Here is a 21,970-nt window from a genome sequence, read left to right as displayed (position 1 = left end):
ACCACAAGCAGGCAACAGGCAAATGACAAAAATCACCGATCGCGGATTTTCACAGACGACATCGCACATCAATTGCCTCTGGATTGGTCAATTCAGATCCTGGCTGCGCATGAAACCGCTCAATTCAATGGCGCAATGCCCGAGCTTCAAACAATGAACACAATAATGCGCTAACGGGTTTGCAACCGTTTAGTGCAATAGCGTAGAAAGAACGGCGAACCACCAATAACAATAACCAAAGTGGCAAATATGGACTGGGACAAACTACGAATTTTTCATGCGGTCGCCGACGCAGGGTCACTCACCCACGCCGGCGATACACTCCATCTGTCGCAATCTGCGGTCAGCCGCCAAATCCGCGCGCTTGAAGAATCGTTAAACACAACATTGTTCCACCGCCACGCGCGCGGACTGATTTTGACCGAACAGGGCGAGCTGCTGTTCGACGCCACAAAATCCATGAACAAACGCCTCGAAGCTGCCGCCGCTAGGATCAAAGACAGCGAAGAAGAAGTCTTTGGCGAATTGCGCGTGACGACAACGACAGGGTTCGGCACGCTTTGGCTCGCGCCGCGGCTACCAAAGCTATATGAAAAATACCCTGACCTCAAAATCGACCTAATGCTTGAAGAGCGGGTGCTTGATCTTCCCATGCGCGAAGCAGACGTCGCCATCCGCATGAAAGAACCGTCGCAGGCAGACCTGATCCGCAAGCGGCTGATGTCAGTGCGCATGCGGCTTTATGCATCCGAGGAATACCTCGCTAAACACGGCATGATTAACGATGTTGAGGATATCACCAACCACCGCCTGATCTGCCAAAGCCTAAATTCGACCCAAGTCAGCGCGGGCGCAACATTGGTGCAGCACCTCATGACCTATGATGTGCACAGCCTATTTACGGTGAACAACTACTTTGGCGTGCTTCAAGGCGTCGTGAATAACCTCGGCGTTGGTGTTCTGCCCGATTACTTGATCGAAGACTTCCCGCACATGGTGCGCATTCTTCCTGACCTGGAAAGCGGTGAAGTCCCCGTGTTCCTTGCCTATCCAGAAGAGCTGCGGCAATCCAAACGGATCAGCGCGTTCCGCGACTTTGTCCAAGACGAAATTTTCGCCCATCGGCGCCATATGCGTGAAGCAGCGGAAACCGGCGAAAGCTAATCTAAAGACAAAGCCCGCAGGATCATTGAGTTAAGCGCATAGCAATTCACACATATTTCCGAATATTTGGCTGGCAAATTTTATACTTAATTCGCGTCCGCTAGTATAAATTAAACAAATGAGATCAAGGGAAAGGCGCAATTCCCACCTTTAGCTATGCATCAGTTGCATATCGGGGTTGCGTTTATTTTTTAGTATTTTTCTTGATTGCTGAATTTATGGACCCTATCTCGACCAATGAAAGCGATGATGCTTACGCGCTCATCGTTTTTACCTCCCTGTTGGACTTCGCCGGGCCCTGTGCCCGGCATTTTTTTTGCGCTCGCGTCAAGTCAACGACAGCTGGCTGGATTTCATCCGCCTGAACAAATGAAAACTTGGAAGAATACACACGCTATTCGCCCTTCCCACCAGCGCCACAAGGCCGTAAAAGGCCGCAACGCTGCTTGGGAGACAACCATGACCGAACCAAAGATCACCGATGACCTGATCGCCGCACACGGGCTAAAGCCTGACGAGTACGAGCGCATCCTCGAGATTATCGGACGCGAGCCAACCTTTACCGAGCTCGGTATCTTTTCGGCCATGTGGAACGAACACTGCTCTTACAAGTCTTCCAAGAAATGGCTGCGCACCCTGCCCACCGAAGGCCCACAAGTTATTTGCGGCCCCGGCGAAAACGCTGGCATCGTCGATATCGGCGATGGTCAGGCGGTAGTGTTCAAAATGGAAAGCCACAACCACCCCTCTTACATCGAACCCTATCAAGGCGCGGCCACCGGTGTTGGCGGCATTCTGCGTGACGTCTTTACAATGGGTGCGCGTCCGATTGCGGCAATGAACTCTTTGTCGTTTGGTGAGCCAGATCACCCCAAAACCCGTCAGTTGGTGAACGGTGTGGTCGCTGGCGTTGGTGGATATGGCAACTGCTTTGGCGTCCCAACGGTTGGCGGTGAAGTGCGTTTTGATCCGGCGTACAATGGCAACTGTTTGGTCAATGCCTTCGCTGCCGGATTGGCTGACGCCGACAAGATCTTTTATTCTGCCGCCTCTGGGGTCGGAATGCCGGTGGTTTACCTAGGTGCAAAAACCGGTCGTGACGGCGTTGGCGGTGCGACAATGGCATCTGCGGAATTCGACGACACAATCGAAGAAAAGCGCCCAACGGTTCAAGTTGGCGATCCGTTCACCGAAAAACGCCTGATGGAAGCCACGCTAGAGCTGATGGCAACCGGCGCTGTGATTTCGATCCAAGATATGGGCGCCGCGGGTCTGACTTGTTCGGCTGTGGAAATGGGCGACAAAGGTGGATTGGGCGTAAAGCTTAATCTCGAAAACGTGCCCCAGCGCGAAGAAAACATGACCGCATACGAAATGATGCTTTCCGAATCCCAAGAACGTATGCTGATGGTTCTCAAACCAGAGTTGGAAGCCGAAGCGCGTGCGGTCTTTGAGAAATGGGACCTTGATTTTGCGATCGTCGGTGAAACCATTGCCGAGGACCGTTTCCTTGTTCTGCACAATGGCGAGGTCAAAGCGGATCTGCCGCTGGCAACCCTGTCAGGTTCTGCACCAGAATACGACCGCCCATGGGTGCCAACACCAGCAGCAGAACCACTCGGTGAAGTACCCGGCGTGCTACCCATCGACGGACTGAAGGCACTAATCAGCAGCCCAAACTACGCGGGCAAGCAATGGGTCTATGAACAATACGACCAGCAGGTCATGGGCGACACGGCACGGACACCCGGTGCAGGTTCAGGCATCGTGCGCGTTCACGGCACGGACAAATCCATTGCATTTACCAGCGATGTGACCCCCCGTTACGTCAAAGCAAACCCTGTTGAGGGCGGCAAACAAGCCGTCGCCGAGGCCTACCGCAACCTGACAGCCGTTGGTGCGACGCCTCTTGCGACCACCGACAACATGAACTTTGGCAACCCGGAAAAGCCCGAAATCATGGGCCAATTCGTGGGTGCAATCCAAGGTATCGGCCAAGCTGTCAAAGCCTTGGACATGCCAATCGTATCGGGCAACGTTTCGCTTTATAATGAAACTGACGGTAAAGGCATTTTGCCAACCCCGACAATTGGTGCAGTCGGCCTGATCAAGCAAACCTCTGACATGATCAACGGAGAGTTACGCGAGGGGCATGTCTTACTCTTGGTTGGTGAAACCAATGGGCACCTGGGCCAGTCCGCATTGCTTGCCGAAGTGTTTGGTCGCGCCGAAGGTGACGCCCCAACGGTCGATCTAGACGCAGAAAAGCGGAACGGCGACTTTATCCGCGCAAACCACGCGCTGATTGCGACATGTACGGACCTTAGCGACGGTGGCCTTGCACTTGCGGCCTTTGAAATGGCTGAAAAGGCAGGCGTTGGCATCAGCATTGATGCCGAAGACACCCCCACCCTCTTTGGTGAGGATCAAGCACGTTACCTGATCGGCTGTAACTTTGACATGGCAGAGGCACTGATGGTCGCCGCGACCGAGGCTGGCGTGCCCTTGGCTATGGTTGGCAAAGTGGGCGGCGACAACGTGAGCTTTGGCCAATACGACGCACCGCTCGCCGAGCTCGCCCAAACCTTTAGAACGTCTTTTGCCGCCGCAGTCGCCTAGGCCTAGCAGCATCGCGCAGACCAAAGCCGGTGCGGCCCCTTGCCGCGCCGGTTTTGCACGCCTAGATTATATCTAAAGGACCAAAGGACAGTGCATGCCAATCACAGCCAACGAAATTGAAACGCTCCTCAGAGAGAGCTTTCCAGACGCCACGATTAACGTCCAAGGCGACGACGGGGCACATTTCGCAGCCGAAGTTATCGACGAGAGCTTTCGCGGGAAGAACCGCGTTCAACAGCAACGCGCTGTCTACGCTGCCCTAAAAGGCAAGATGGACGGTAACAATGGCGAACTGCATGCGCTGGCGCTGACAACCAAGGCACCTGAATAGACATGGAAAACCCTCCAAACAATTGTGATCCGGAAACACCGGGCTACCTTTGTATTACAACTGAGGAAATTCTATCAGCCTTGCCCATTATTTTTGGAATCATACTGGTACTTGGCGTCTATGCTATCATCCGCCACGAATACCGTAAGTTCTGGGGATATCATAATGGGCCCGGCGTTACGCCCGGACAAGGCGACACTCTAAATGTTGCCCTATTGAACTTCGAGAGTGGAAACGCTGTCACGCACGTTCAGCGCCACACGCGAGACCCCCAAAAACATGCCCGCGGCTTTGTACCAAGCCGAGCATACAAAAAGGACAAATCATGACCGCCGAAAACCAAATCAAAGAAACCGTCACCAGCAATGACGTTGTGCTTTTCATGAAGGGCACAAAATCCATGCCACAATGCGGGTTTTCCTCGCGCGTTGCAGGGGTTCTGAACTTTATGGGGGTGGATTTTGCCGACGTGAATGTTCTGGCCGATGACGAAATCCGTCAAGGCATTAAAGACTACTCTGACTGGCCAACGATCCCACAGCTTTATGTGAAGGGCGAGTTCATTGGCGGCTGCGACATCGTAACAGAAATGACCTTGTCCGGAGAGCTAGATGCGCTGTTTGAAACTAATGGCGTCGCATTCGACAAAGAAGCCGCAGACAAGATCCGCGAAGCAAACGCTTAATGCAGATTGAGGGCATATTGCTCTGGCAGTTATTGCTTATTGGCGGCATGATCTATGCCGCCTTTTATCTGGGTCGTTCAATCCTGCGTTCGTTTCGCGATCTTACCTCTGACGACACTACGACCGAGCGTAAAGACAGCGACTAAAGCACCTCTCGCCTGAAAGGGATCGGCACCCAATTGGGTGCCAAATTCACAGCGCCCTACTCTTGCGTGTCGACTTGATCCGCCAGCGCCTCTGCCCGCGCTGCAATTTCGGCGAGAGCCTCTGTGACGGAGGCAGGTACAACAGGCACCTCAATCCGTTCAGGCGTAGGTGCAGGTTGGGACCGCAAATCTTTCAACTCTTTGCGGAGCGCTTCGACTTCAGTCTGTGCCTTGGACAGCTTGCTATCCATACCGACAGTTTTGTCCGCAAGCATAAGCCCTGCCATCAACAGCATTCGTGCCTCAGGCATACGGCCCATCTGCTCGGACAAATGCGATGCCTCGCCATCCAACAATGCCGCCGCCGATCGCAAGAATTGTTCTTCGCCCTCTTGGCAAGCGACCTCAAAGCTACGGCCACCGATACTAATCTCAACCTGCGGCATGTGGGGTCTCCTCTACCAAGGGTTTGAGTTCAGACAGAATAGCATCAATTTCAGTTGCTTCGGCGCTACGCTGATCTTGCAGCGCCTGTAGCTCGGCCGCGACGGCCTCGTTGATCAGTTCAGGTGACAGCCCTTGCGTCACAGCGTCACGCAATTTGGTATTCAATTCGCGCAATTGTGCATTGGACGAACGCAATGTCTGTAGCTGGGCGTCATAAGCGGCAAGTTGCGCACGTTGCTTTTCAACGCGCTCGGTCAGGCTCGCGACTTGGGTGTCTTGGCGTTCCTTCAAACCGCGCACACGCTCTACCAACTCAGCATTGGTAGCACGTTCATTCTTGAGCGCGATCTGCAATTCGGCATCCGCTTCGCCCACGCCTTGCGTCTCGATCCCACGTCGAATCCGGTCCAACGCCGCCGTTATTCGCCCCTCTAAGGTACTAATATCACTCATCCGCTCGTCCTTTTGACGCAAACGCGCCCCCAGCCAAAACTGCGCCGAGGCCTACGCCTGCCAACTGTTGAATTGATCCCGCTGGCGCTGAATTTCGCATCCAGTCCTATTTCATCCCGCCGAATCGTGCCTCTTGTTCCGCAGAGTATGCGATCAGGCAAGTCGCGGCAAATCACAGCCGTCGTGGAAATTGAATAGCTTAACCGTCGTGCTTGATCTTGAGGGCCACCCTGATATGACGCTGACGAGCAAGTATTCACTTCTGGAATAGGACGGGACCACCTTGGATATCAAAGCCCTGCGAACAGCCAACCCTGAACATTGGAACAAAGCTGCTGCAATCCGCACATTGACGCTTGACGCAGTTGCGGCTGCAAACTCTGGCCACTCTGGCATGCCGATGGGTATGGCAGATGTTGCGACTGTACTGTTTGAGAAGCACCTCAAGTTCGACCCCAAGGCCCCGGCATGGCCTGACCGTGACCGTTTCATCCTATCTGCGGGTCACGGCTCTATGCTGCTGTATTCCCTGATGTATCTGACGGGTTACGAAGACATCACGCTTCAGCAACTCAAAGATTTCCGTCAGTGGGGCGCGAAAACCGCTGGTCACCCAGAATACGGTCACGCCCGTGGGATCGAAACGACCACTGGCCCACTGGGTCAAGGGATTGCGAATTCAGTTGGTTTTGCCATTGCCGAAGAAATTCAGCGTGCAACATGGGGCAAAAAGATTATCGATCACCACACCTATGTGATTGCTGGTGACGGCTGCCTCATGGAAGGCGTCAGCCAAGAAGCCATCGGCCTTGCTGGCATGCAAAAGCTGAGCAACCTGATCGTGCTGTGGGATGATAACAACATCACAATCGACGGCACCGTCGATATCGCTGATATTACCGACCAACCTGCCCGTTTTGCCGCCTCTGGTTGGCATGTCCAATCCATCGACGGCCACGACCCACAAGCCATTGATGCCGCGATCACAGCTGCCAAGGCTGATCCGCGCCCATCTATGATCGCCTGTAAAACCCACATCGCGCTGGGTCACGCCGCCCAAGACACGTCAAAAGGTCACGGCGCGCTGACAGATGCAGAGCAGCTCAAAGCCACCAAAGAGCTTTACGGCGCACCAGCAGGCGCATTCGAGGTCGCAGCCGATGTAAAAGCACAATGGGAAGCAATCGGCGCCCGTGGTGCGCAAACACGTGCAGATTGGGAAGCCCGGTTTGCCACTCTGTCTGCGACGAAGCAGGCTGAATTTAACCGCGCCTACGCGGGCGAAGCGCCCAAAAAGCTGTCCTCAGCTATTCGCGCGTTGAAAAAGCAAATCAGCGAAACACAGCCCAAAGTCGCGACACGTAAGTCTTCGGAAATGACGTTGGACGTTGTGAACCCAATCATGGGCGAAACAATCGGCGGCTCCGCTGATTTGACAGGCTCCAACAACACCAAAACGGCCGATCTGGGTGTCTTTAATCCAGAAAACCGCAAAGGGCGCTATGTCTACTATGGCATCCGCGAGCATGGCATGGCCGCAGCGATGAACGGTATGGCACTGCACGGCGGCGCACGGCCCTACGGTGGTACGTTCATGTGCTTTACTGACTATGCGCGTGGTGCGATGCGCCTGTCCGCTTTGATGGGCGTGCCCGCAACTTATGTCATGACACACGACAGCATCGGCCTTGGCGAAGATGGCCCAACCCACCAGCCGGTTGAGCACCTCGCGATGTTGCGCGCGACGCCAAACACCCATGTGTTCCGCCCTGCTGATACGGTCGAAACTGCAGAAGCCTGGGAAATGGCGCTGACATCACAAAGCACGCCATCCGTGCTATGCCTGTCACGTCAGGGTCTGCCAACTGTTCGTACCGAACATAAGACCAAAAACCTGACCGCTCAGGGCGCGTATGTTTTGGCCGAAGCCACCGGCAAACGTCAGGCTATCTTGCTCGCGACGGGTTCTGAGGTCGAAGTCGCCCTCGGCGCCCGTGAATTGCTCGAAGCGGAAGGCATCGGAACACGCGTTGTCTCAATGCCATGCTGGGAACTGTTCGAAGTCCAAGACGAAGCCTACCGCAAACGTGTTCTGCCGGCAGGTCCAGTGCGCGTCGCCATCGAAGCAGGCGTACGTCTCGGATGGGACAAATGGTTGCTTGGCGAGCGCGGCAACAACAAAAAGGCAGGCTTTGTCGGCATGCCCGGCTTTGGCGCATCCGCCCCTGCTGATCGCCTGTTCACTGAATTTGGCATCACCGCAGAAAACACCGCGGCAACAGTCAAATCATTGATCAAGTAACAACTTTGGCTCAGCCTGCCCTACGCGGGCTGAGCCACCTCAAATTAGCGATGTACGATTTTGTTCCACAGCGGAACAAAGATTGCCTTGCTAATCGGGATCAAAACGATCCCCAGTCCCAGCCCAAGTAATCCGTCAATCCCCGCTGTCGTGACCCATTTGGTTGCGCCAGTAAACGACTCGGGAACTCGGTGGGCCACTGCCTCAGCAATTTCGTGAATATGATGCCCAAGCCACGGGAAACCAATTTCCTCGAGGCCATGCACGATGATTGATCCACCGACCCATAACATCGCCGCCGTACCGACCCACGTGAGGATCACCAAGAACCCCGGCATGGCTTGCACCAGCGCACGCCCAATAGCGCGGGTCGCTCCGAACCGGCCGCGCCGCGCCATGGCAAGGCCAAGGTCATCGGCCTTTACGATAACAGCCACTGCGCCATACACGAGCCCGGTGATCCCAATCGCCACCACGAACAAGATCATGGCCTGCATCCAAATGCTCGGCGTTTGTGTGGCCGCGAGAGCAATCGTCATGATCTCGGCGGACAGGATAAAATCGGTCTTGATCGCTCCTTGAACCTTTTCCTCTTCGAGGTGGGCAGGATCGCCGTCGACTTCATCATGGGAATGACTGCCAAAACTATGCGCTATTTTCTCGGCCCCTTCGAAACACAAATAGGCCCCACCGATCATCAGCAAGATCGGAATTAGCCAAGCGGCAAAGGCGGACAAGAGCAAAGCCGCCGGTAGAAGAAAGACAAGTTTGTTCTTGATTGAACCCATCGCTATCCGACCAACGATGGGCAGTTCACGATCAGGGGAAAACCCATGCACATATTTGGGCGTGACGGCCGCATCATCGATCACGGCACCGGCAGCCTGTGCACCCGCCTTGGTCGCTTGCCCTATGACATCATCAACAGATGCCGCCGCGACCTTTGCGATTGCAGCCACATCATCCAAAAGGGCAAGAAGTCCACTCATCTCTGATCCACCAAATTGATTCGTTGATTACTCTAACGCAACTGTGTCACGCGCCAAGTCACCACGCGTTAGCGAAAACAGTTAGCGCAACCATCAAAAGTTAACGCTAACACACTGAATATATGTAACTTTATCCTTTTCGCCAAGGTCGTGATTGCCTATGGGAAATTAACACCGCGAAATGGAGCCAAGCGCATGACAGTCACGATTGGGATCAACGGATTTGGGCGGATCGGCCGCTGCACACTTGCACATATCGCCGAAGCAGCGCGCAACGATGTGCAGGTCGTAAAGATCAACGCAACCGGATCAATTGAGACAAATGCACATTTGCTGAAATACGACAGCGTGCATGGGCGCTTTGGTAGCCCGATCACCGTCAAGGACAATACGCTTGATCTGGGTCGCGGCCCGATTGATGTCATGTCGACCTACAACCCAGAAGAGCTGGACTGGTCGGGCGTCGATGTCGTTTTGGAATGCACAGGCAAATTCAATGACGGCGACAAATCCAAAGTTCACCTAGAGCGCGGTGCGAAAAAGGTTCTGATCTCAGCCCCTGCGCGCAACGTCGACCGAACTGTGGTCTATGGTGTGAACCACCGCGATTTGCAGACCTCTGAGAACATGGTTTCCAACGGGTCATGCACGACAAACTGCCTTGCCCCGCTTGCTAAGGTACTGAACGACGCGATTGGAATTGAGCGTGGTATCATGACCACGATCCACAGCTACACCGGCGACCAGCCCACATTGGATCGCCGCCATGCCGACCTATACCGCGCACGTGCGGCGGCGATGGCGATGATTCCAACATCAACTGGCGCGGCCAAGGCCTTGGGCGAGGTTCTGCCAGAACTCTCAGGCAAACTGGACGGGACGGCCATGCGTGTCCCTACCCCGAACGTCAGCGCCGTTGACCTAACCTTTGAGGCGGGCAAATCGGTATCCGTCGAAGATGTGAACGCGATCGTCGCCGAGGCCGCGAACGGCTACATGGGCATGGTGATGGCATATGACGAAGAGGCCAAAGTCAGCATCGACTTTAACCACACCACGCAAAGCAGCATTTTCGCGCCAGACCAAACCAAAGTTGTCGGCGGTAAAACAGTGCGCGTCCTCGCTTGGTACGACAACGAATGGGGCTTCTCTGCGCGGATGGCCGACGTCGCAGCAACCATGGGCCGGTTAAACTAATCGGTTTTACGCATTAGCAACCTACTAGGTTTAACTCTGTCTCTAGGATGGGCTTTGGTCCATCCGGCGAAACCACGCTTACGTTTTTCAACGAAGCAAGCTAGACAGAAGCTATGACAAATACCATTGCATTCATTCTGGCGATTTTGATCATGGGCTTTATTGCGCTTGATCATTTTGTACTGGAATGGGGCGTGGTTACATTCTGGTTTCGCAAACTTTTAGATCTCATCGACTATATTGCAATCTGGCGCTAGGGCCGATCAACGGTTGACCTTTTCTGATAAATCGCAATGTTAGCGCCAACAGTTATGCTCTAGGAGAGAATGCTATGGCCGTAAAAGTCGCAATTAATGGATTTGGCCGCATCGGCCGCAACGTTTTGCGTGCGATCGTCGAAAGCGGACGCACTGATATCGAGGTTGTTGCGATCAACGATCTAGGACCGGTTGAGACAAACGCCCACCTGCTACGCTTTGATTCTGTGCACGGCCGCTTTCCTGCCGAGGTCACAACCACTGAAAACAGCATTGATGTAGGCCGTGGTCCAATCCGTGTGACAGCGATCCGTAATCCTGCCGACTTGCCCTGGTCTGACATCGACGTGGTGATGGAATGCACAGGCATCTTCACCAGCAAAGAAGCGTGCCAAGCGCACCTCGACAATGGTTCCAACCGTGTTTTGATCTCTGCACCGGGCAAAGACGCAGACAAAACCATCGTCTTTGGCGTGAATGATGACATGCTGACGGCTGACGACATTGTCGTATCCAATGCGTCCTGTACGACCAACTGCCTATCCCCTGTCGCCAAGGTTCTGAACGACGCCATCGGCATCACCAAAGGCTTCATGACGACAATCCACAGCTACACTGGCGACCAACCAACGCTGGATACAATGCACAAGGATCTGTACCGCGCACGTGCTGCGGCGCTGTCAATGATCCCGACATCAACCGGCGCGGCAAAAGCCGTTGGTCTGGTTCTGCCCGAACTCAATGGCAAGCTGGACGGCGTCGCAATCCGCGTCCCTACACCGAACGTGTCAGTCGTTGACCTTACTTTTGAAGCGACACGCGCAACAACGGTTGAAGAAGTAAACGCAGCAATCATCGCCGCCGCAGATGGCCCGCTTAAGGGTATCTTGGGCTACACAGACCTGCCAATGGTCAGCTCAGACTTCAACCACGACCCGCATTCTTCTATCTTCCACTTGGATCAAACCAAAGTGCTCGACGGCAACATGGTTCGCATCCTGACGTGGTACGATAACGAATGGGGTTTCTCCAACCGGATGAGCGACACAGCCGTCGCTATGGGAAAACTCATTTAATCCCAATAGAATCCAACAAAACGCCGGCCTAGTGCCGGCGTTTAGCGTTTTTATGCCCAATATACACAACCACTCATAAAGCGATATCGGCGTATACGTGCAAGCACTGTAGAGATTATACACCTCAGATTGCCGAAACAGCATGGAGCTGCTAGGCATCAACGGAATAATTTTTATGCTAGGTAATTGATTTGAACTACAGGAATGATGTCGACGGTATTCGCGCACTTGCTGTGGTGCTCATTCTGTTTTTTCACGCAGAGCTACCGAATGTCGCTGGCGGGTTTATCGGTGTAGACATTTTTTTCGTAATTAGCGGTTATTTGATAACTGGACTGATCGCAGACGATTTGCGTCAACAACGGTTTCGTTTACGAGAGTTCTTTGTCCGACGTATTTTCAGGCTTGCGCCCGCACTTCTAGCGACAATCGTGATTACGCTAATCGCGGGTTGGTTCGTACTCCCTCCTGGGCTTTACACTGAAACTGCCTTTGCTTCGCTTGCAGCACTGTTTTCCGCCAGCAATGTCTATTTTTGGTGGAATACCGGATACTTCGATACAATCGCTAGCCAAAAGCCCTTGTTGCACACGTGGTCGCTGGGAGTAGAGGCGCAGTTTTATTTGCTCTGGCCGGTCTTTTTCGTCGCGATTTACCGAAGTGCACGCACAAAGTGGGTGCTCGCCATCCTCACGTTTTTATTTGTATCCAGCTTACTGGTTAGCCAGAAAATGCTGTCGTACGATGCAAGCGCCGCATTCTACCTGACACCCTTTAGAGTGTTCGAATTTACGTTAGGTGCTGGCCTTGCGGTTAGTCAGCTCAAATCGCCCTCCAAGATTGTCTCAGAAGTCTGTTCCTTTGCCGCAATAGCGCTTATTTTCTATGCCGCATCACAATTCAATCCAGAGATGAATTTCCCGGGCTTCTCCGCGCTACTCCCTTGTGTTGCGGTGGCTTTGCTCATCTATGCGGGCCCCACATCCGGAATGAACCGTGCACTTTCATTGCCACCAATCAAGTATATCGGCAAAATTAGCTATTCACTGTATTTGATACATTGGCCAGTCCAAGTATTCTACGGTCTCACGGCTGGGCGACCGGAAGAGACAACCGATATCTTACTGCTACTTGCAATCAACATAGTACTTGCCGCAACGATTTATCAGTTCATCGAAAGTCCCCTCAGACTGAAGCGGTTTCCGCAACGCCAAACGACAGGCAAAATTCGAACATCGTTCGTATCAGGATCCGCAGTGACGGCCACCGTACTCAGTAGCTTGATCATCTGGCAGGGTGGCTTCCCTAAACGCATTCCCGATGAAATTATGAACCTTGCGCATTCGCTAGAGATAGCAGAGATCGAGCGGCACGATGGTGTCAGGGATTGGACCTGCAACGCGACGACGGCAACAAATGACTCCTATTTCACCGACTTTCAACGCTGCCAGCCCCTAGAAGCGGAAAAATTCGTGGTCGTTCTTGGTGATAGCCACGCGGCGGATATCTACATGGGAATTCAAAGCCTATACCCAAACCTTGCCATCGTTCAATTGACCGGAAATGGCTGCCATCTCGGAAAAGACATCGAGGTCGCGGGCTTTTGCACACCTTTCTTCACGTTTTGGCGAGACTGGATGCTGCAAAACCAAGATCGGATCGCGTTCATCATATATGGGCAAAGCGGTGCATCGCTTATCACACGTAAAAGCGGCGGCGTGTCCCGCCCTGATCCAGAGATCCTCACACGCCTTGTGAACAATCTTCATAGGTTCGTACCTGCGAATGTTCCTCTCCATGTTTGGGGACCACGACCACGTTTCAACCCAACACTCGACATCGCAATTATGCAGAGCAAGACAATAGATGAAGTAACACACTTCTACCCGATCCAATTATTTGAAACAGAACGTTCTTTAGACCTCTGGTTTAGTGCACATCTTACGGGACCAAGCACTACATATCATTCGTCTATAGAGCAGTTGTGCGACATATACTGCCCTTCCCTTACCGTTGAAAACGAACCTTTCGTCATCGACTACGCACATTGGTCGCCCGCGGGAGCGGTCGAGGCAGTCAAACGTATGATTGAAGGAGACAGCAATTTGCGAAATGCAATCAGTCACCTTAGTCGTGCGGGTCAATAAAATCTGCAATCAAGCGTGAAAACTCTGGCTGACTCGCCATATTGTGATGGTTTCCATTTGCTAAGGTCTGGAAAGTGACCTCAACGCCTTCTTGTTGCAGCCTATCAGCCAAACGCGCGCCATTTTCGATTGGGATGAGCTGATCTTTTGCGCCGTGCAGGATCAAGACAGGTGCGCTGATTTGGTCCGATAGCGCCAGCGAATCCCATTTCTGAACGCCCGGCAGATAACACGCGGGCAACCAAGAAGCCGCCGTCATCAGATCACACATCCGCGCATAGGGCGCGACAAGAATCACACCCTCAACAGTCCGGTGCGCAGCAACGTATTGCGCCAATCCTGTACCCAGTGAATAACCGTGGACGTAAATCGGATTATCGGTTTGCGTGTCCAGCCAATCAAACGCCGCGAGCGCTTGGTCACGCAGTAACAACTCTGATGACGTGCCCGGGATGCCCCCACCACCCGGATATTCGACAGCAGCGACAGTCCGTCCAGCATCGGTATGCACGCGCAAGCTCGGTTGAAAATAGGCTAACGCCCCACCGTTGCCCATAAAGTACAAGACTGCTGGAGCATCGGAATCGCCGGATGAAAACTGCAAGTGTGTTTGCGGCTCTGAGAGGATAACTTTCTCAAACGCGGGCGCGTCAAATCGATCTGCACCAAAAGGATAAATAAATAACGGATGCGCGAATATCATGATCAGCGCATACAGCAGATAAATACCCGCAGCCATTTTCAGGATCACTTTGAAAGGCGTGCCTTGAGCGCGGTTTCCACTGCTGGGGTCACGAACTTCGACACATCGCCCCCCAAACGCGCGATTTCCTTTACCAGCTTTGACGCAATCGCCTGATTTTTTGCGTCCGCCATCAAGAACACCGTTTCGATACTGTCATCCATTGCGCGGTTCATGCCAACCATTTGAAATTCATACTCAAAATCCGCGACAGCCCGCAAACCACGAATAATTACACCAGCGCCAACATCATGCGCGCAATCAATCAGCAGGTTCTCAAACGGATGCACGACGATTTCGCAGCCCCGCTCTTTGCCAAGCGGCACGCATTCTTTCTCGACCATGGCGACCCGCTCTTCGAGCGAGAACATCGGCCCCTTGTCGCGATTGATTGCAACGCCAATGACCAAACGATCAACAAGTGAACAACCACGGCGAATGATATCGATATGCCCATGCGTCACCGGGTCAAATGTACCGGGATAAAGTCCTACACGCATGGCGCACCTCGTTCGTTTACACAGCTGCGCGCACGCAACAATATTACGCGCGGGATTGCAAGGGCACTAATGCCCCATAATCATACCTTCGAGCGCATCTTTCTCCATCGACAGCTCAGATAGGCGCGCTTTGACAACGTCTCCGATCGAAATCAGCCCGATCATCGCGCCATCATCCATCACAGGAAGGTGGCGGAAACGGCCAGAGGTCATCATCTCGAGTACCGTGTCAGCGGTATCGGTCGGGCTACATGTCACCAGTTTTGCTGTCATCATCTCGCCCACGCGATCAGACAGGCAGGCAGCGCCACGTTTGCCCATTTCGCGTACGATGTCACGCTCAGATAAAATCCCATCAAGGGTTTGCCCATCCGCCGAGACCACCACTGTCCCGATACGTTTTTCCGACAAAACTTTTACAGCCGTTGCGACAGGATCGCTTGGGCGGACTGAAATCACACCAGTACTATTCTTTGTCTTAAGAATTTGGGAAACAATCATCGCCTACTCCTTGCTAAGGTTGCGGGAGTCAATGCTCCCAAATCGCTGTGCCGCCTGTCAAGCTTGCGATCAGTTCCAACCGCTCGACCTCTGCCTGAATGCCTTTTATTATGGCATTTGAGATACGGTTCAGACGATCAGACTGCCTATCAGACATATGCCGCACTAGGTAAAACGACCGGGTTAGCGAAACCTCATCCACTAACACCCGCCGCAACTCTGGAGCGAAAGCTAGCGCGAAATCGTGAACAATTCCTATACCCGCTTGGCGGATCATCTGCAGTTGGACAGCAACGGAATTTGACGCTAGCTGCACACCTCGCGCGCCCAGATCACCCAAATAATCAAGCTCTTTGTCAAAAATCATGTCTGGGATATAGCCAACCACCGCACGCCCCTGCAGATCTGCAATACTGCGTATCGCAGGGCCGTCATGCCGTGCTGCTAGGTGCAATTTGTAATCGGTAATCCGACGCACCGACAGTTTCCCCGTTGCGGGTGGGCTGACCGTTATCGCCATATCTGCCTCGCGATGGGATAGGTTCACCACCCTTGGCAACGCCAATATCTGGATTTCAAGCTCTGGGTTTTCCGCCTGCAACGCTGCGCAAACCTGAGGTAGCAGAAAATTCGCGGCACCGTCTGGTGCGCCAATGCGGATTTGCCCAGTCAAGAGCGGCGACGCGCCCTGCCCTTCATCGCGAACCAACGCAAGCTCGGCTTCGGCGGCAGCGGCACGGTCACGCATCCGCTCTCCGAGGTCGGTCAATGTGTACCCTTTGGGGGATTTTACGAACAAAACTGCGCCCAGAGACTGCTCGAGCCGATTGATCCGCCGGCTCAGCGTGGCCGGGTCCATTTTGAGGCCGGGCGCTGCGCCTGACAGGCTTTCGGCGCGGGCAACTGCCAAAAACACCCGGATGTCATCCCAGTTTTCCATTTGCATACCTACATTTTTGCAAAATAGTTTTGGTATATTCCTTCTTTTACACCGAAAAACGCAAGCCTATAGTTCCCCAACAATTGGAGGATCCGATGCAAGAACTGACCCATTATATCAACGGCGCGCATGTCAAAGGCACGTCAGGCCGCTTTACCGACGTCTACAACCCCGCGACAGGCGAAGTGCAAGCAAAGGTTCCACTGGCAAGCGCGGATGAATTGGCCCACGCCGTCGAATGCGCGGCAAAGGCACAGCCAGCATGGGCCGCGGTTAACCCGCAACGACGCGCGCGCGTCATGATGAAATTCGTCAGCCTGCTGAACCGCGATATGGATAAACTCGCCGAGGCTCTTTCACGCGAACACGGTAAGACCCTACCAGATGCCGCTGGCGATGTGCAGCGCGGGCTTGAGGTTGTGGAATACTGCATCGGCGCCCCGCAGATGCTAAAGGGTGAATTCACCGACTCGGCTGGTCCTGGCATCGACATGTATTCCATGAAGCAAGCACTGGGCGTAACGGCGGGCATCACTCCGTTCAACTTTCCGGCCATGATCCCAATGTGGATGTTCGCCCCTGCGATCGTCTGTGGCAATGCGTTCATCCTGAAACCGTCCGAACGTGACCCGTCCGTTCCATTGATGCTAGCCGAATTAATGGAAGAAGCAGGCCTTCCCAAAGGGATTTTGCAGGTCGTGAACGGCGACAAAGAGGCCGTGGACGCGATTCTTGATCACGAAGTGATCCAATCAGTCGGCTTTGTTGGCTCAACGCCAATTGCTGAATATATCTATGGTCGTGGATGTGCGAACGGTAAGCGCGTGCAATGCTTTGGCGGCGCCAAAAACCACATGATCATCATGCCTGACGCCGATATGGATCAAGCGGCCGACGCGCTCATTGGCGCAGGATACGGGGCTGCGGGCGAACGTTGCATGGCGATCTCAGTCGCTGTGCCCGTTGGTGAACAAACCGCAGATCGCCTGATCGAAAAGCTGGTTCCACGGATCGAAAAGCTCAAGGTTGGACCTTACACGGGTGGCAATGACGTTGACTACGGCCCCGTGGTCACAGCCGCAGCCAAGCAAAATATCCTTGGGCTGATTGAAACTGGTATTGCCCAAGGTGCAGAGCTCGTTGTGGATGGCCGGGACTTTGCCCTGCAAGGCTACGAGGACGGTTTCTTTGTCGGTCCACATCTGTTCGACCGTGTTACGCCGGACATGGACATCTACAAAAAAGAAATCTTTGGCCCGGTGTTGTCGTGCGTTCGCGCGCAATCCTACGAAGAGGCAATTGGCCTTGCCATGGATCACGAATACGGCAATGGCACAGCGATCTTTACCCGTGACGGTGATGCCGCACGCGACTTTGCGAACCGGATCAACATCGGCATGGTCGGTATCAATGTGCCGATCCCTGTGCCGCTCGCCTATCACACGTTCGGCGGCTGGAAAAAATCTGCCTTTGGCGATCTAAACCAACATGGCCCAGATGCGTTCAAATTCTACACCCGGACCAAGACCGTCACATCGCGTTGGCCCTCTGGCATCAAAGAAGGTGGTGAGTTTAACTTCAAACCGATGGAGTAAAACCACCAAAGATACGTCAGGGAGGACAGGACATGAAAATTGGCTTTATTGGATTGGGAAACATGGGGGCACCCATGGCTACAAATCTTGCCAAATTACATGAGGTGATTGGATTTGATCCAGTTGGAATCCCTGACGGTATCCCTGCCGCGCATAGCGCGACGATGGCTGCAAATGATGCAGACGTTGTCATAACCATGCTGCCGAACGGCGAAATTCTACGAAACGTCACCGCTGAAATTCACCCAGCCATGAAATCTGGCGCGATCCATTTGGATTGCTCCACCGTCGATGTGGATAGCGCCAAGGATGTCGCCCAATCAGCGCGCGGCCACGGCATTCGTGCCATTGATGCACCGGTCTCTGGCGGAATAGGCGGGGCAAGTGCCGGAACGCTCACCTTTATGGTGGGCGCTGACAGCGATAGCTTTGCCACCGTCAGCCCCCTCTTTGATATCATGGGACAACGGGCAGTACATTGCGGGCCGTCCGGCAGCGGTCAGGCAGCTAAAATATGTAATAACATGATCTTGGGCGTGACCATGATCGCGACCTGCGAGGCATTTGCGCTGGCCGATAAACTCGGGCTGGATCGTAAAGCCATGTTCGATGTTGTCAGCACCTCAAGCGGGTCAAGCTGGTCTATGAACAGCTATTGCCCCGCCCCCGGCATCGGCCCGCAAAGCCCCGCCGACAACAACTACAAACCGGGCTTTGCAGCCGAGCTAATGCTCAAGGATCTCAACCTTTCACAGATGGCGGCAACGGCAGCAGACGCTGACACGCCGATGGGTAAAGCTGCGCGTGATCTCTATGCAAAGTTTGTCCAAGACGAAGACGGTCGCGGCAAAGATTTTTCAGCGATGCTGCCCCGCTTTGCAGAGCGTACTCGCAGCACGTAATCCGTCATTCCGCCGCGACACGCCCCTGCGCAAGCATCTCTTTCAGATAGCGGCCCGTGTGGCTTTCTGCTACTTCGGCAACCTTTTCCGGGGTGCCGGACGCAACCACGCGCCCGCCGCCATCGCCGCCCTCTGGGCCGATATCAATGATGTGGTCAGCGGTTTTGATCACATCGAGATTGTGTTCAATCACAACCACCGAATTGCCCTGATCAACCAATTCGTGCAACACCTCAAGCAACTTGCGTACATCCTCAAAATGCAGACCTGTTGTCGGCTCATCAAGAATATAGAGCGTGCGTCCCGTGGACTGGCGCGCCAGCTCTTTAGATAGCTTTACGCGCTGCGCCTCACCTCCGGACAGGGTCGTGGCCTGCTGGCCCACCTTGATATACCCCAGCCCGACGCGCATCAGCGCATCCATTTTGGACCGAATTGATGGGACAGCGCTAAAGAATTCCTGCGCATCCTCCACCGTCATATCCAAAACATCCGCGATGGATTTCCCCTTAAATTTGATTTCTAGGGTTTCGCGGTTGTATCTCGCCCCTTTGCAGGTTTCGCAGGTAACATAGACATCTGGCAAAAAGTGCATTTCGATCTTGATCACGCCATCGCCCTGACAGGCCTCGCAACGTCCGCCTTTGACATTGAAAGAGAAGCGACCGGGTTTGTAACCACGCGCTTTGGCCTCTGGCATCCCGGCAAACCATTCGCGAATGGGGGTAAAGGCCCCCGTGTAGGTCGCGGGGTTAGAACGCGGGGTCCGACCAATCGGGCGCTGATCGATGTCGATCACCTTGTCGAGATGTTCAAATCCCTTAATCGTTTCACATGGCGCCGGCGTTTGGCGCGATCCGTTCAGCTTCTGCGAGGCATTCTTGAACAAGGTTTCGATGGTCAGGGTCGATTTACCGCCCCCCGACACGCCCGTAACGCACAAAAACTTGCCCAGAGGAAAATCAACGGTCACGTTCTGCAGGTTGTTTCCCGTCGCCTTGACCACGGTCAGCTTCTTTTTATTGCCTTTGCGGCGCTTTGCCGGAATTGCGATTTCGCGTGTGCCCGTCAGATACTGACCAGTAATCGAGGCCTCATTCGCCATGATTTCGGCTGGTGTTCCTTTGGCCACGACTTGACCGCCATGCACGCCAGCCCCCGGACCGATATCAAAGACATAGTCCGCCTCGCGAATAGCCTCTTCGTCGTGTTCGACAACGATCACCGTGTTCCCTTGATCGCGCAGGTTTTTAAGGGTCGTCAACAATCGGTCATTATCCCGCTGATGCAAACCAATCGATGGCTCATCCAGCACATACAGCACCCCCTGCAAACCGGACCCGATCTGCGAGGCAAGCCGGATACGCTGGCTTTCACCACCGGACAAAGTGCCCGAGTTGCGCGCCAGCGTCAGATATTCCAAGCCAACGTTATTGAGAAACCCAAGACGCTCGCGAATCTCCTTGAGAATCGCACGTGCAATTTCGTTCTTTTGTACGGTCAATTGATCTGGAACAGCTAAACACCAATCATATGCCTCTTTGATTGACATCTGCACCACTTGCCCCGCGTGCAGTCCGCCGATTTTAACGGCCAGCGCTTCTTGTCGCAGGCGGTAGCCGCCACAGGTGCCACACGGACGATTGTTCTGGTACTGCTCAAAATCCTCACGAATCCAATTGCTGTCGGTCTCGCGATAGCGGCGTTCCATATTTGGGATGACCCCTTCGAATACACGCTCGACCTGATAGACGCGCCCGCCCTCATCATAGCGGAATTTGATCTCTTCCTTCCCAGAACCATAGAGAAAGACGTTCTGTACTTTGGGGTCTAGGTCCTTCCAACGGGCGTTCTTGTTGAAACCATAGTGCTTTGCGATCGCTTCAATGGTTTGCAAGAAATAAGGGGATTTCCCCTTACGCCAAGGCGCAATCGCGCCATCGGCAACCTTAAGCGTAACGTCAGGCACACAAAGGGCGGCGTCAAAGAACAGCTCAACCCCCAGACCATCACAGCTCGGGCAAGCCCCAAACGGCGCGTTAAACGAAAACAGGCGTGGTTCGATTTCAGGGATAGTGAACCCCGATTCAGGGCAGGCAAAATTCTCTGAGAATGTGATCCGCTCCGGCTCACCTTCGCGGGGGGCGGTTTCCAAAACGCTGATCCCATCAGCGAGGTCCAGCGCCGTCCGAAAACTATCAGCCAATCGGGTTTCGATCCCATCGCGCACGACAATCCGATCCACAACAACGTCGATGTTGTGGCGGTATTTCTTATCTAGCGTCGGAGGTTCGTCCAGTTCGTAAAACTCGCCATCAACTTTGACACGTTGAAAACCCTGCTTACGTAGTTCAATGAATTCCTTGCGATATTCGCCCTTGCGATCCCGAATAATCGGAGCGAGCAGATAGCCGCGCGTCCCCTCTTCGAGAGCCATCACGCGATCCACCATGTCTTGGACTTGCTGTGCCTCGATCGGTAGACCCGTTGCCGGGCTAAACGGCGTCCCTGCCCGCGCAAAGAGCAAACGCAAGTAGTCGTAAATCTCGGTGATCGTTCCGACGGTTGAACGCGGGTTCTTGGACGTAGTCTTTTGTTCGATTGAAATCGCTGGCGACAGGCCACTGATGTGATCAACATCGGGCTTTTCCATCATATCAAGGAACTGACGCGCATATGCAGAAAGGCTTTCGACATAGCGGCGCTGACCTTCGGCGTAGATCGTGTCAAACGCCAAAGACGATTTCCCCGAGCCAGACAGCCCAGTGATCACGACCAATTGGTCGCGCGGAATATCTACGTCAATGTTCTTTAGGTTATGTTCGCGCGCACCGCGTACTTCGATATTCTTCAGCTCTGCCATAAGGCCCCCACGGGAAGTTCACTTAACAAATAGTGGAGACCGGCAAACTATCCAACCAAAAAGTGAGAACGTTACAGGAACATCACATTCCCAGCACAAAGCTGCCAGTTGAAG

Annotated in this window: 20 protein-coding genes; 12 read left to right on the top strand and 8 right to left on the bottom strand. The window is 53.8% G+C overall.

Translation table 11 applies throughout. The features are described from left to right. Positions 1-249: 249 nt before the first annotated feature. From TW80_RS03605 to TW80_RS18000, 5 genes are all read left to right on the top strand, one after another. Positions 250-1,164, top strand: a complete 915-nt coding sequence (locus TW80_RS03605; protein ID WP_045995960.1) for a LysR family transcriptional regulator — start codon at positions 250-252, stop codon at positions 1,162-1,164. A gap of 459 nt (positions 1,165-1,623) precedes the next feature. Beyond that, entirely contained in the window at positions 1,624-3,783 is a 2,160-nt protein-coding gene (gene purL / locus TW80_RS03600) for a phosphoribosylformylglycinamidine synthase subunit PurL (RefSeq protein ID WP_045996992.1), read from the top strand. Between the two features lie 94 nt (positions 3,784-3,877). Next, positions 3,878-4,114 (top strand): BolA family protein, encoded by a 237-nt coding sequence (locus tag TW80_RS03595; RefSeq protein WP_045995959.1) that lies wholly within the window; start codon positions 3,878-3,880, stop codon positions 4,112-4,114. Between the two features lie 325 nt (positions 4,115-4,439). Then, complete coding sequence (gene grxD / locus TW80_RS03585) at positions 4,440-4,799, top strand: Grx4 family monothiol glutaredoxin (protein WP_045995957.1); 360 nt, start codon at positions 4,440-4,442, stop codon at positions 4,797-4,799. Continuing rightward, a complete protein-coding gene (locus TW80_RS18000; protein ID WP_157033202.1) occupies positions 4,799-4,945 on the top strand; it encodes a hypothetical protein in 147 nt (48 codons plus the stop codon). The genes grxD and TW80_RS18000 overlap by 1 nt, the downstream gene beginning before the upstream one ends. 56 nt (positions 4,946-5,001) lie before the next feature. Here the strand turns inward: TW80_RS18000 and TW80_RS03580 are convergent, their stop codons facing one another. Then, positions 5,002-5,391 carry a cell division protein ZapA gene (locus TW80_RS03580; protein WP_045995956.1) on the bottom strand — a complete coding sequence of 130 codons (390 nt, stop codon included), beginning with the start codon at positions 5,389-5,391 and terminating at the stop codon, positions 5,002-5,004. After that, positions 5,378-5,845, bottom strand: coding sequence for a hypothetical protein (locus TW80_RS03575; RefSeq protein ID WP_045995955.1), 468 nt, complete (start codon positions 5,843-5,845; stop codon positions 5,378-5,380). The genes TW80_RS03580 and TW80_RS03575 overlap by 14 nt, the downstream gene beginning before the upstream one ends. 283 nt (positions 5,846-6,128) lie before the next feature. Between TW80_RS03575 and tkt the strand changes: the two genes are divergently transcribed. After that, on the top strand, positions 6,129-8,147 hold the full coding sequence (tkt, locus tag TW80_RS03570) for a transketolase (protein WP_045995954.1): 2,019 nt from the start codon (positions 6,129-6,131) through the stop codon (positions 8,145-8,147). A gap of 44 nt (positions 8,148-8,191) precedes the next feature. On the opposite strand, the gene TW80_RS03565 is transcribed toward tkt, so the two are convergent. Beyond that, the gene (locus TW80_RS03565; RefSeq protein WP_045995953.1) at positions 8,192-9,136 is read right to left on the bottom strand and encodes a DUF808 domain-containing protein; all 945 of its coding nucleotides are present in this window, start codon (positions 9,134-9,136) and stop codon (positions 8,192-8,194) included. Between the two features lie 195 nt (positions 9,137-9,331). Between TW80_RS03565 and gap (TW80_RS03560) the strand changes: the two genes are divergently transcribed. The 4 genes from gap (TW80_RS03560) to TW80_RS03550 all read left to right on the top strand — a co-directional run bounded on the left by gap (TW80_RS03560) (position 9,332) and on the right by TW80_RS03550 (position 13,813). Continuing rightward, on the top strand, positions 9,332-10,333 hold the full coding sequence (gap, locus tag TW80_RS03560) for a type I glyceraldehyde-3-phosphate dehydrogenase (RefSeq protein WP_045995952.1): 1,002 nt from the start codon (positions 9,332-9,334) through the stop codon (positions 10,331-10,333). Between the two features lie 113 nt (positions 10,334-10,446). Further along, a complete protein-coding gene (locus TW80_RS17995) occupies positions 10,447-10,590 on the top strand; it encodes a hypothetical protein (RefSeq protein WP_157033201.1) in 144 nt (47 codons plus the stop codon). 74 nt (positions 10,591-10,664) lie between these two features. After that, positions 10,665-11,666: a type I glyceraldehyde-3-phosphate dehydrogenase gene (gap, locus tag TW80_RS03555; protein WP_045995951.1), complete on the top strand. Its 1,002-nt coding sequence runs from the start codon at positions 10,665-10,667 to the stop codon at positions 11,664-11,666. Between the two features lie 191 nt (positions 11,667-11,857). After that, positions 11,858-13,813 carry an acyltransferase family protein gene (locus tag TW80_RS03550; RefSeq protein WP_045995950.1) on the top strand — a complete coding sequence of 652 codons (1,956 nt, stop codon included), beginning with the start codon at positions 11,858-11,860 and terminating at the stop codon, positions 13,811-13,813. Here the strand turns inward: TW80_RS03550 and TW80_RS03545 are convergent. The 4 genes from TW80_RS03545 to TW80_RS03530 form a co-directional block, all read right to left on the bottom strand. Next, positions 13,794-14,552: an alpha/beta hydrolase family protein gene (locus TW80_RS03545; protein WP_162197150.1), complete on the bottom strand. Its 759-nt coding sequence runs from the start codon at positions 14,550-14,552 to the stop codon at positions 13,794-13,796. The two genes, TW80_RS03550 and TW80_RS03545, sit on opposite strands and share 20 nt — an antisense overlap. A gap of 8 nt (positions 14,553-14,560) precedes the next feature. Beyond that, on the bottom strand, positions 14,561-15,055 hold the full coding sequence (coaD, locus tag TW80_RS03540) for a pantetheine-phosphate adenylyltransferase (RefSeq protein ID WP_045995948.1): 495 nt from the start codon (positions 15,053-15,055) through the stop codon (positions 14,561-14,563). 66 nt (positions 15,056-15,121) lie between these two features. Then, positions 15,122-15,556, bottom strand: coding sequence for a CBS domain-containing protein (locus TW80_RS03535; RefSeq protein WP_045995947.1), 435 nt, complete (start codon positions 15,554-15,556; stop codon positions 15,122-15,124). A gap of 28 nt (positions 15,557-15,584) precedes the next feature. Then, positions 15,585-16,496, bottom strand: coding sequence for a LysR family transcriptional regulator (locus TW80_RS03530; RefSeq protein WP_045996991.1), 912 nt, complete (start codon positions 16,494-16,496; stop codon positions 15,585-15,587). Positions 16,497-16,591: 95 nt separating this feature from the next. Here TW80_RS03530 and TW80_RS03525 point away from each other — a divergent pair, with 95 nt between their 5' ends. Both TW80_RS03525 and mmsB read left to right on the top strand, forming a co-directional pair. Beyond that, positions 16,592-18,091: a CoA-acylating methylmalonate-semialdehyde dehydrogenase gene (locus TW80_RS03525; RefSeq protein WP_045995946.1), complete on the top strand. Its 1,500-nt coding sequence runs from the start codon at positions 16,592-16,594 to the stop codon at positions 18,089-18,091. A gap of 32 nt (positions 18,092-18,123) precedes the next feature. After that, positions 18,124-18,993 (top strand): 3-hydroxyisobutyrate dehydrogenase, encoded by an 870-nt coding sequence (gene mmsB, locus TW80_RS03520; protein ID WP_045995945.1) that lies wholly within the window; start codon positions 18,124-18,126, stop codon positions 18,991-18,993. 4 nt (positions 18,994-18,997) lie between these two features. On the opposite strand, the gene uvrA is transcribed toward mmsB, so the two are convergent. Beyond that, positions 18,998-21,856: an excinuclease ABC subunit UvrA gene (uvrA, locus tag TW80_RS03515; protein WP_045995944.1), complete on the bottom strand. Its 2,859-nt coding sequence runs from the start codon at positions 21,854-21,856 to the stop codon at positions 18,998-19,000. Between the last annotated feature and the right edge of the window lie 114 nt (positions 21,857-21,970).

It is taken from the genome of Loktanella sp. S4079 (assembly GCF_000967725.1).
Lineage (GTDB): Bacteria > Pseudomonadota > Alphaproteobacteria > Rhodobacterales > Rhodobacteraceae > Yoonia.
The sequence above is the reverse complement of the archived record's forward strand: the minus strand, read 5'-3'. Positions and strand labels throughout refer to the sequence as shown.

Bases quoted from the DNA above. Each gene is read 5' to 3' on its own strand.
- TW80_RS03605 (WP_045995960.1), top strand. From the start codon at position 250: ATGGACTGGGACAAACTACGAATTTTTCATGCGGTCGCCGACGCAGGG.
- purL (WP_045996992.1), top strand. From the start codon at position 1,624: ATGACCGAACCAAAGATCACCGATGACCTGATCGCCGCACACGGGCTA.
- TW80_RS03595 (WP_045995959.1), top strand. From the start codon at position 3,878: ATGCCAATCACAGCCAACGAAATTGAAACGCTCCTCAGAGAGAGCTTT.
- grxD (WP_045995957.1), top strand. From the start codon at position 4,440: ATGACCGCCGAAAACCAAATCAAAGAAACCGTCACCAGCAATGACGTT.
- TW80_RS18000 (WP_157033202.1), top strand. From the start codon at position 4,799: ATGCAGATTGAGGGCATATTGCTCTGGCAGTTATTGCTTATTGGCGGC.
- TW80_RS03580 (WP_045995956.1), bottom strand. From the start codon at position 5,391: ATGCCGCAGGTTGAGATTAGTATCGGTGGCCGTAGCTTTGAGGTCGCT.
- TW80_RS03575 (WP_045995955.1), bottom strand. From the start codon at position 5,845: ATGAGTGATATTAGTACCTTAGAGGGGCGAATAACGGCGGCGTTGGAC.
- TW80_RS03565 (WP_045995953.1), bottom strand. From the start codon at position 9,136: ATGAGTGGACTTCTTGCCCTTTTGGATGATGTGGCTGCAATCGCAAAG.
- gap (WP_045995952.1), top strand. From the start codon at position 9,332: ATGACAGTCACGATTGGGATCAACGGATTTGGGCGGATCGGCCGCTGC.
- TW80_RS17995 (WP_157033201.1), top strand. From the start codon at position 10,447: ATGACAAATACCATTGCATTCATTCTGGCGATTTTGATCATGGGCTTT.
- gap (WP_045995951.1), top strand. From the start codon at position 10,665: ATGGCCGTAAAAGTCGCAATTAATGGATTTGGCCGCATCGGCCGCAAC.
- TW80_RS03545 (WP_162197150.1), bottom strand. From the start codon at position 14,552: ATGGCTGCGGGTATTTATCTGCTGTATGCGCTGATCATGATATTCGCG.
- coaD (WP_045995948.1), bottom strand. From the start codon at position 15,055: ATGCGTGTAGGACTTTATCCCGGTACATTTGACCCGGTGACGCATGGG.
- TW80_RS03535 (WP_045995947.1), bottom strand. From the start codon at position 15,556: ATGATTGTTTCCCAAATTCTTAAGACAAAGAATAGTACTGGTGTGATT.
- TW80_RS03530 (WP_045996991.1), bottom strand. From the start codon at position 16,496: ATGGAAAACTGGGATGACATCCGGGTGTTTTTGGCAGTTGCCCGCGCC.
- TW80_RS03525 (WP_045995946.1), top strand. From the start codon at position 16,592: ATGCAAGAACTGACCCATTATATCAACGGCGCGCATGTCAAAGGCACG.
- mmsB (WP_045995945.1), top strand. From the start codon at position 18,124: ATGAAAATTGGCTTTATTGGATTGGGAAACATGGGGGCACCCATGGCT.
- uvrA (WP_045995944.1), bottom strand. From the start codon at position 21,856: ATGGCAGAGCTGAAGAATATCGAAGTACGCGGTGCGCGCGAACATAAC.